This is a genomic window from Leucobacter fengyongliangi, assembly GCF_050971685.1.
GTDB lineage: Bacteria > Actinomycetota > Actinomycetes > Actinomycetales > Microbacteriaceae > Leucobacter.
Genome location: NZ_JBPCEU010000015.1, coordinates 75,922 through 85,087 on the forward strand (window position 1 = coordinate 75,922; position 9,166 = coordinate 85,087).

The window sequence follows — 9,166 nt, forward strand, 5'->3', positions numbered from 1 at the left end:
CACGCGTCGCACGGTCGCCCCGCCGCACAGCTCGAACCGGTTTCGCTGGGGGTGGCGGCATGAGCGCGACCGCCGAGGAAGTCTCAGCTCGTGGCTGTTCGCGACCGGTCAAGCTGTCGTCGGGCATCTGGGTTCGGTGCGCCTCGCGGGTGAAGTCGCGGTGCGAGTCATGCTCGGATCTCTACGCGAAGGACTGGGCGGCGATTGCGCGCTCGGGCGTGTTCGACGGGCCGGTCGAACAGTACCGGTTCTATCTCCTGACGCTCACTGCCCCATCGTTCGGCGCGGTGCACCGCGTGCCGAAAACCGGAGTGAGTAACAAACGTTGCAGGTGTGGCGCGACTCACTCCGCGAAGGATGTCGGGCTACGCGGTGTACCGCTTGATAACAGGTCTTATGACTATTCCGGCCAGGTCGCCTGGAATCGCGACTCGGGCATTTTGTGGACAAACACGGTGCGGCGCATGCGGGATCGGTGGGACTCTCTCGAGTTTTTCGTCGTTCGCGAGTGGCAAGATCGCGGGGTGCTCCACCTTCACGTGATCGTCCGCATCGCACGGGTAGAAGCTCCGGCACCTGCCACGCTCCGCGATGTTGCACGCACCGCCACGGCGGTTTCAAAGATCGACGACAACGTGGTCGAATGGGGCACCCAAGCCAAATGCGACGCGTTCCGCGCTGACGGCGACGGCGCTAAGACGATTTGGTATCTCTCGAAAGCGCTGCGGTATGTCCTCAAAGATGTGGTGCTGGCCTCAGATGGCGACTCCCCCGCGTCCTGGCGGCACCTGGCAAGCCTTACCGCGGCGGCACGTGCGATGCCGTGCTCGCGAGAGTGCGAACCCACGGCCTGCAATTCGAAGGTGCATCAGCGGTTCGGGTCGCGCGCTCAGGTTGTCTCTGCCTCTCGCCGCACGAAACATCGCCCGGGTTGGTCGTTCACGGGGCTGACGCGCACGGTGCAGCGCCGACTGCGGCTCGAATGGTGGCTGTCGCAGACGGCCGAGCCGGAGGCGAGGCAGGATGCGCAGCCGCCGTCGCGAGCCGCGGTAGGCGCTCCCGGGGTACGGCTGGAACAGTTACTTCCCCGCATGACCGCAACAACGAGGTGACGTGGCTGGGAGGCATTTACGCCCCTAAGCGGTGGCTTTGCGAAGCAAAGCCACCGCACCACGCTCGATCAGCTCGGAAAGCCTCAACTCAGAAGGGCTTCTTCTCTTCCTTGAGAAGACTATCCAGATCGCTAAGAATCACGGCGACCGTGTTAGCAGCCCCGCTCACTTGACGGCCAACCATCGGATAGAGCTCTGCGAGTGCCTCGGACGGGGATTCGTCGTTCTCGCGATACGCCTGCGAGACAAAAAGGTCAATCAGTGCTCCGTCCGCCGCGTAGATCTCCAGCCTGTAAGGGAAGTTCCCGTCTTGATCCACAGAAGCGAGTTTGTAGGAGATTCCGCTCGCCGTGCTTACAATGAAGTCCGTGCCGCCCCGGGCTTCATCCTTCGCCCAAGGCAATAGGTTGGCCTTTGTCGCTCGGTAGAGTTTCCAAAGTAGAGCGTCCCATTCCTCTTCCAAAATTAGAGCCATTACTTCTGGTCCTTCCTAACCTTTGAATACTTGAACTCGACTTCAGCCACGGAGAACCGCTGAATCAGGTTCTCCAATCCCTCTTCTAGCACCTGCGTGTGATTCATGACTTTGGCATTCGGCGTCTTACTGATTCTGCGTTTGACAGTCGCCGCTTCGGGAATTAGCAGTTTCATATCCGATACAACTTCGGCAGACACTATGTTTCCGCCTAGCTTTTCTGCAAGTGCAACAACGTCTGCGAGATGTTTACCCAATTTCACGAGCACATGACTTGATACCGGTACTGAGTTTGCCTGAATTGCACTGTCCAGATCACGTACGAGTTCGCGGACCACTCCCAGCGAGGCGATCAACTCCGATCTACCTATGTCACCCGCGGTTTCAATGATTGCCTGCTTCGTCTGATTCGCTGCTTTCATCGCTCCTCGAGCCTTCCACCAGGTGGCGACTAGGCCGATAATTGTGAGGGCAGACATAATCCAATCGAGCCACGTGATGCCGTCCGACATGCACACTCCCCTCTGAGTGAAGCTTGATCTTGTATAGAGAATTTTGGGAGAGCTACTCTTCTTCGTCTTCTTCGTCTTCTGCGTCCTGCGCATCGATCATTGCCCACTCCGCAGCTGTCGCCCCGCTCGACATCGCATCATCTAGGTCCTGGCCTTCCAAGCCATGAAGAAAATCCCATTCGCTCATCTCAAGTTCCTCTCGCCCCCAGATGACACGTTCGCTCATCTGTCCCTAATCGGAATCGTAGCCTAAGCTGATAGTCGCACAACAATAGACTAAGAGGCGGTTGATTGTGGCAGATTTCCGTGCCGAGCGAATGCCTACCCCCGAGGGAGAAGGACGCGCCAAAGACGCGCTCGAAGAAGCCTGGCGGAAGTTCTATCGCACGAACAAGGCCGTCAATGCGCCCCTCCATGCAGCAGTTCCATTCTTAAGGAACCTCAACAAGGGCTATACCGCTTCCCGGGTCTTTGACCTCTTTGGGTTTTGGGTCTGGTGGCGAATCTGCGGTGGATTCGAAGGTGTACAGAAGGAACTTGGTCTCAGTAGGTCAGCCGTGTTCCGGCGAATCGCACTCTTCCGCGAGGTCTTTGGTGAGCATCCTGACGTGTACGAATTCCCCGGCATAACTGTCGATCCGGTGGCGTTCGCTGCGGGCATGGCTCAGTGGGCGGAAGATCGCAAGGGAAACTACCAGTCTTAAATTGTTGAACTAGAACATCCTTTTCTGTAGTCTCACTTTTGAGTACTACAGAAAGGTTTCTCATGCACCCTTTGCCACCCGCAGGTGAACCTGCTCCGCCCACCCTGAATTCGATCTGGGATGAATACCAGGAACTGATCCTGGCTGATGTCACCGAGCGCACCGCATACGTCTACACAAACGCCTGGAGGCGTCGTGTCCGCTACGACATCGGTGCGCTACCGGTGACCTCGATTGGTCGACTGACAGTCAAGCAAGCCTGGGCGCGCTGGGATAAATCGGCCTCTACGAAGAACGATGCGCTCGCGGTACTCTCTAAGCCCGGATTCACCGATGCAGATTCGAGGCTGGTGTTTTCTCGGGTGCAGTGACGTCGGCGCTCTCTGGGCACGTTGGAACCTCAGGCCCCTGATGTCCTGTCCGTTCCACTGATAAATGTTGTCGCGCCCGGTCGGGCTGGATGGTCAAGAAACAGTGATGCCCGGCGGTGACGTGGAGCGCGTAAGCAGGGCCGCCCATTCCCTCGCCCATGGCCAACACTCGGGCAGATGGAGCCGGAGTTTCCGTGCTGAACGGGCGATGCGCGCGGGTACGTTGATCAGTGTGCGTCGGATCGTTTGGGTGACCGCGCGGCCGAGTTTCTCTGCCGGGTCGGCGATCACGGCGGCAGCACGGGTGAGGTTGTGGGCGATGACCGCGAGGACCAGCCAGGCCGCGTTCGCCGCGTACTTCCCCGACGGTACATGTGCGAGCGCGCTCGCTTTGAGGTCAGCATTGATCTGCTCAATGATCGCGTGATGCCGGTGGGTCTGATCGACAGTGACAGTATCGAGCTCGTCAGGGGTGACGGTGGTGAAGAACGCGTGGAACCGCCACATGTCAAACAGAGTCGGATGCTCCCGGGACGCTGTGGGCCCGAGCTCGGGGATGCGCCGCACCACGAGACGCCCGCTGACCTGCTGCCCCTTTTTCGAGGTGAACGCGGTGTACGGAACCTCGGCGACCTCGGCCCGGGAGATCAGGAGGCCAGTTTCCTTGTCGCGCGTGGAACCGGGATACTCGATCGGTGTCCACGCGTCGCCAGAGATCGACTCGATCGCGTGTCTGATCGATGGGTTCATGCGAACCGTTACCGACACATCGGCACCAGCCTGCTGCGCGGCTGACACCACGGCGTGGGAGTAGTAGGCCGCATCAGCTCGCACCAATTCTCGGCGAGCGCCTGGCATGCGGCGCAGCACGGCGAGTGCGTCACTGACGACGCGTTTGGCTCCACGAGCAGAGCTCGTTGAGCCTTTCCGGAGCCGTTGCGTCACGATCACCGGCGTGCTTTCGCTCGTGGAAGCTGTTGCGAGGACCGCGTTCAATCCCCGTACCCCGGAATATCCAAATGATGCGCCCTGCTTCAGATAGCCTTCGACCTCGATGATGGTGTCATCAACATCAACAAACGTGTACCCATCGGTTACGGGCAGCAGCTTGGCGCTGCGCTGAGCGAGACCGGTGAGAAACCGAGACGCGACCGCGTCAAGCTGCCGAACATGCCCAAACTCGAATGCTCTGAGAAACGAACCCAACGTGGAGGGCGCGTACACGCGATCGAAGAGGCGACCCATACCGCCGTGTCGGAGGAGGCGCATGTCCTCGATCGAGTCAGCGCCAGCGACCATTCCCGCGACCAACGAGGAGACCTTTGCTCCTGCGTTCGCACCCTTGTCGGATGGGACGGTGAGATGCTTGGCGGCGAGATGCGTGAGGCCTGCCCGTTCGGCAAGACGCATCACGGGCACAAGACCGGCGGCGGACACGAGGTTCGCGTCATCGAATGCTGCAGATAGCGCTGAGCACGTGTGGTTGAATTGCATCTGAGAGATGCCTCCTGGACTGGGTGTGGATAGTCGTGTGGTAACGCTATTCTCCCAGGTCAGAGAGGCATTTCCGTTAGCTCAGGCTATAGGTTCTTGCATCATTATCGGTGAATCCGGGCTTAGCGTCAAGCCCGATGCGTCGCGTTTCCTGCGGGCAGTGCTCCCTGCTCTCGCGGCGTGCGGTTTCCAATCCGTCGGATGACGGCCTTGGCACCTTCCATCACCACGAAAACGCCGACGGCCAGGCCAGCTGTCAGTGCCCAACTGTGGAAACCGATGGGGGTTGAGTCGAACCAGTCGTTCATGAACGGCGCGTAGGTGAACATGATCTGCAGAGCCATCAGCAGGCCGGCCGAGATCCACAGGTTGCGGTTCCCGGTAAGTACCCGAACAGTGAACGCGGAACCGTTGAGCAGACGGCAGTTCAAAAGGAAAGCGAGCTGGCCGAGGGCGAGCATCAGGACTGCGGACGTCTGCGCCACGGCGTAATCGCCGGTGCGGTCGCGCTCGAGAAGGTAAACGACGAAGGTCGCGACGCCGATGACGACCGAGGCGGTGAGGACGACGGCGATCGCCCGCGACGACAGGACCTGCTCCGTCGCTGAGCGCGGCATGCGCCGCATGATGCCTGGCTCTGCGGGCTCTCTCGCCAAGGTCAACGACAACGTGAGCGCGGTGACCAAGTTGATCCAAAGGATTTGCACCGGGGAAAGCGGCAGAGCAATCCCCGCCAGGACCGCAGCGATGATCACAAGGGCCTGCGCGCCGTTGGTTGGCAACAGGAAGACTACGGACTTGCGGATGTTGTCATAGATCCGCCGGCCTTCCTCGACAGCGCGTTCGATAGTCGCGAAGTTGTCGTCGGCGAGAACGATGTCCGCCGCTTCCTTGGTCGCTTCGGTTCCCTTGATGCCCATGGCCACGCCAACGTCCGCGAGCGTGATCGAAGGGGCGTCGTTGACGCCGTCGCCGGTCATGGCGACGACCTCGCCGTGAGACTGCAGGGCGCGCACGATCCGCAGCTTGTGCTCCGGGGAGGTACGAGCGTAAACGTCCACGTCACGTACGACCCGGCGGAGTTCGTCGTCGTCCATCGCTTGGAGGTCGGCGCCGGTCAGGGCGAGAACTTCGCCCTCCGCTGGGGCGATGCCCAGCTCACGGGCGATCGCCGTCGCAGTCCCGCGGTGGTCGCCGGTGATCATCTTCACGCGGATACCTGCAGCGTGGGCCTCGGCGATCGCCGCAGTTGCCTCGGGGCGTGGTGGGTCGACGATGCCGATGATGCCGAGGAAAGTCAGGCCGCCATCGAGGTCGCCCAGCACGATATTGTCGACACCGTCGGCCGGGCGTGTGGCTGCGGCCAGCACGCGCAGTCCTTTGGCCGAGAGTGCGTCGATCCGCTCCTCCCACGCCGCCCGGTTGAGCGGTGCGGTGCCGCCGTCGGCAGAGCGCTCGGTGTCGGCTCGGTCGAGAAGGCGGTCCGGGGCGCCGACCACGTGGACGAATCGGGTCACGCCGTCGGGGGTTGAGCCGGTCGGGAGCTCGTCGAGGGTGGCTGCGAACTTGTGGGTTGACTCGAACGGCACCGCGCCGACGCGGGTCACGGCGCCGGTGGCTGCGCCGGCTTTCGCCGCCAGGACGTCGAGGGCTCCCTCGGTCGGCACGCCGACAACCCGCCAGCGGTCTTCCGTCTGTTCGACATGGGCGTCGTTGGTGAGACCGGCGGCCAGCACGAGATCGGAGAGGTCGGGGTGGACGGCGAGGTCGGCGGTCTGGCCGTCGGAGTTGACGACCCGACCCACGGGGTCATAGCCGGTGCCCTCGACTGTGTATGTGCTTACTGCCGTGACGACCGTCCGGGCGGTCATCTCGTTCTGAGTGAGCGTCCCAGTCTTGTCAGAGCAGATGGTCGTCGTGGAGCCGAGGGTCTCAACCGCCTCCATCTTGCGTGTGATTGCGTGGCGTTTAGCCATCTGCTGCACGCCGAGCGCTAGCGTGATCGTCACCAGGGCGGGCAGTCCCTCTGGCACCGCAGCCACGGCGAACCCGATGGCCGCCGAGATGAGCTCATCAACATCCAGGCCGTGCACGAACCAGCCGATGAGCAACATGACAACGGCGAGCACGCCGATGAGGATCGACAGCTGCTTACCCAGGTGGGCGAGCTGTCGGGCGAGCGGGGTGTCCATCTGGTCCTGCTCGGACACGAGCACCGAGATACGGCCGATCTCAGTGTCCCGCCCCGTAGCCACCACCACGCCCTCGCCGTTGCCCGCCGTGACGATCGTCCCTGAGAAGAGCATCGACGTTCGGTCCCCGATGCCCGCATGCGCAGCCACGATCTCATCGCTCTTGTCGGCGGCCACCGACTCGCCTGTCAACGCAGACTCGTCGATCTGCAGCCGCCCGGAGGTTAACAGCCGGACGTCCGCCGGCACCCGGTCGCCGCTACGAACGCGGACGACGTCACCGACGACGATGGTCGCGGAGTCGACCACTCCCCAGGTCCCGTCGCGCCGTACCTGCGCGCTCAACGACTGCATCTTGCGCAATCCCGCGAGCGCCGACGCCGCACGACCTTCCTGGATGAAGCCGATCAGCCCAGTAGCCACGATCACAACAGCGATCACGGTGAAGTCGACCCAGTCACCCCTAATCGCCTTCAGCACGGCCGCCACGATGAGGATGTAGATCAAAACGTCAGCGTAGTGGGCCAGCAGACGCTTGAAGACGGACGGCTCGGGCGGAGTCGGCAATTCGTTGCGACCGTCGCGCGCGAGACGGGATTCGGACTCGCCTTCCGTCAGGCCTTCTGGCCCGCTAGCGACAGCGCGCAACACCTCCCCCCCAGTGATGGCCCAGGACGCTGCGGGCGCCTCGGCGCGGGAGCGGTCGGTCTCAGAAATATTCATCTGGCGTGCTCCTTGGCAGGGTGCGGTTACGCATGATCGCCCGTCCAGCGCACGCTGCGCTACCGCAGTGAGCGAGCGACTGCACTGCTGTCGGCCTCCAGCTCATTTTTGCTTTGTGACCTGTGCGCCGCCGACGCGATTGCAATCCTCTGATTGTAGACACCCGTTTCGATAATCACAATGCGTCGACGTGCCTCACCTAATATGCCCGCGAAACACTTCCGGTGCATCACGTAAAAATGCCCGCGAAACGGAATCATCAGTTTCATGGGAAGTGGGCTATCAATGCGTGCCAGACACGAGATCACACGAAAGTTCGCGAAGCAGTATGCCGCAGCGGCCAAGAAGGAGAAGAGCCGTCTCCTTGACGAGGTATGCGCGATCACGGGCTGGTCCAGAGACAACGCGCGCAGACAGTTACAAGCTGCGCTGAAACCGCGTCGGGTAGGGGCCCGGCAACGTAAGCCGCGCCCGCTGAAGTACTCACATGACGCGTTGAAAGTGCTGCAGAAAGTGTGGGCGTTCGCGGGCGGGATCAGCGGGAAATACTTGGCCGCGTCAATGGAACTCCAACTCATGCTGCTGGAAGCGCACGGCGAACTGGTCCCAGGCCGGGGCAGGTACAGTCACCACGTCGCGGACGAGTTGCTGGCAATGTCACCGGCCACGATCGACCGCTACCTCGCCCCAGCCCGCGCGAGGGACCCACTCCGCGGGATCGCCACCACCACGCCAGGCCCGCTGCTGCGGAACTCGATCACGATCAGGAAAGCCGGTGACGAGATCGAGGCCGTACCCGGGTTCTTCGAGGGCGACACCGTCGCACACTGCGGGCCCGTCTTGAAGGGTGAGTTCTGTCGCAGTGTTGATCTCACCGACATGCACACCGGTTGGACGTACACGCGCTCGATCCGGAACAACGCACACCTGCACATTCGTGACGCCCTCGACCGATTCATCAGCGAAGTGCCGTTCGAGGTGACCGGGGTGGATTTTGATAACGGGTCCGAGTTCATCAACTACGACGTCATCGGTTGGGCTGCAGAACTTGACATCTACTTCACGAGGTCCCGGCCGTACAAGAAGAATGATCAGGCCACGATCGAGTCGAAAAACAATCAGATCGTGCGCCGGTACGCGTTCTACTGGAGGTACGACACCGCGCCTCTGCTGAAGCTATTGAACGAGTTATGGCCGCTGGTGAACGATCGCCATAATTTCCTCACCCCCACGAAGAAACCCATCGGTTGGGCGACCGATCAAAGGGGGCGCCGTAAACGTGTCTACGATGAGCTCGCGACACCATTCGACCGGCTCCAGCGTTCCGGTGTGCTCAGCGCCGAGAAGACCGCCGAGTTGACCGGGTACCGTGACAGCTTGAACCCGGCCCACATCGCTCGCGAGATCGACCGAATCCAGCAGCGCCTCACCTACCTCGCGGCCGAGAAGACTCGCACGCTCGAAGCGATCGAACTCGCGAAAGCACCAAACGCGGCAGCCGGGGTCAAGCCGGCCCGCGCGAGCAGGAAACAGGCAAGCTAAGCTCGAGAATTACGCGGGCATTCTTATGTGAGTCACCGGTG

Annotated in this window: 9 protein-coding genes; 4 read left to right on the forward strand and 5 right to left on the reverse strand. The window is 61.7% G+C overall.

Features of this window, described 5'->3' with window-relative positions; genetic code table 11:
• The first annotated feature begins 59 nt into the window (after window positions 1-59).
• Complete coding sequence (locus ACR0R4_RS11595; protein ID WP_433647607.1) at window positions 60-1,112, forward strand: replication initiator; 1,053 nt, start codon at window positions 60-62, stop codon at window positions 1,110-1,112.
• An 88-nt stretch (window positions 1,113-1,200) separates the two neighbouring features.
• Here ACR0R4_RS11595 and ACR0R4_RS11600 read toward each other — a convergent pair whose 3' ends face one another.
• Genes ACR0R4_RS11600 through ACR0R4_RS11610 form a run of 3 tightly spaced genes read right to left on the reverse strand, consistent with a single transcriptional unit; the run spans window position 1,201 to window position 2,325 of the window.
• A complete protein-coding gene (locus ACR0R4_RS11600) occupies window positions 1,201-1,587 on the reverse strand; it encodes a hypothetical protein (protein WP_433647608.1) in 387 nt (128 codons plus the stop codon).
• Complete coding sequence (locus ACR0R4_RS11605; RefSeq protein WP_433647609.1) at window positions 1,587-2,099, reverse strand: hypothetical protein; 513 nt, start codon at window positions 2,097-2,099, stop codon at window positions 1,587-1,589. Before ACR0R4_RS11605 ends, ACR0R4_RS11600 begins: the two co-directional genes overlap by 1 nt.
• Before the next feature lie 52 nt (window positions 2,100-2,151).
• Window positions 2,152-2,325: a hypothetical protein gene (locus ACR0R4_RS11610; protein ID WP_433647610.1), complete on the reverse strand. Its 174-nt coding sequence runs from the start codon at window positions 2,323-2,325 to the stop codon at window positions 2,152-2,154.
• Window positions 2,326-2,392: 67 nt separating this feature from the next.
• Between ACR0R4_RS11610 and ACR0R4_RS11615 the strand changes: the two genes are divergently transcribed.
• Window positions 2,393-2,803, forward strand: coding sequence for a hypothetical protein (locus ACR0R4_RS11615; protein ID WP_433647611.1), 411 nt, complete (start codon window positions 2,393-2,395; stop codon window positions 2,801-2,803).
• 62 nt (window positions 2,804-2,865) lie between these two features.
• A complete protein-coding gene (locus tag ACR0R4_RS11620) occupies window positions 2,866-3,174 on the forward strand; it encodes a hypothetical protein (protein ID WP_433647612.1) in 309 nt (102 codons plus the stop codon).
• Between the two features lie 93 nt (window positions 3,175-3,267).
• Here the strand turns inward: ACR0R4_RS11620 and ACR0R4_RS11625 are convergent, their stop codons facing one another.
• Together ACR0R4_RS11625 and ACR0R4_RS11630 are read right to left on the reverse strand one after the other, a co-directional pair.
• The gene (locus ACR0R4_RS11625) at window positions 3,268-4,668 is read right to left on the reverse strand and encodes an IS1380 family transposase (protein WP_433647613.1); all 1,401 of its coding nucleotides are present in this window, start codon (window positions 4,666-4,668) and stop codon (window positions 3,268-3,270) included.
• Between the two features lie 128 nt (window positions 4,669-4,796).
• Window positions 4,797-7,583, reverse strand: coding sequence for a cation-translocating P-type ATPase (locus ACR0R4_RS11630; RefSeq protein ID WP_433647614.1), 2,787 nt, complete (start codon window positions 7,581-7,583; stop codon window positions 4,797-4,799).
• Window positions 7,584-7,868: 285 nt separating this feature from the next.
• On the opposite strand from ACR0R4_RS11630, the gene ACR0R4_RS11635 reads away from it, so the two are divergent.
• Window positions 7,869-9,125: an integrase catalytic domain-containing protein gene (locus ACR0R4_RS11635; RefSeq protein ID WP_433645266.1), complete on the forward strand. Its 1,257-nt coding sequence runs from the start codon at window positions 7,869-7,871 to the stop codon at window positions 9,123-9,125.
• Window positions 9,126-9,166 lie beyond the last annotated feature (41 nt).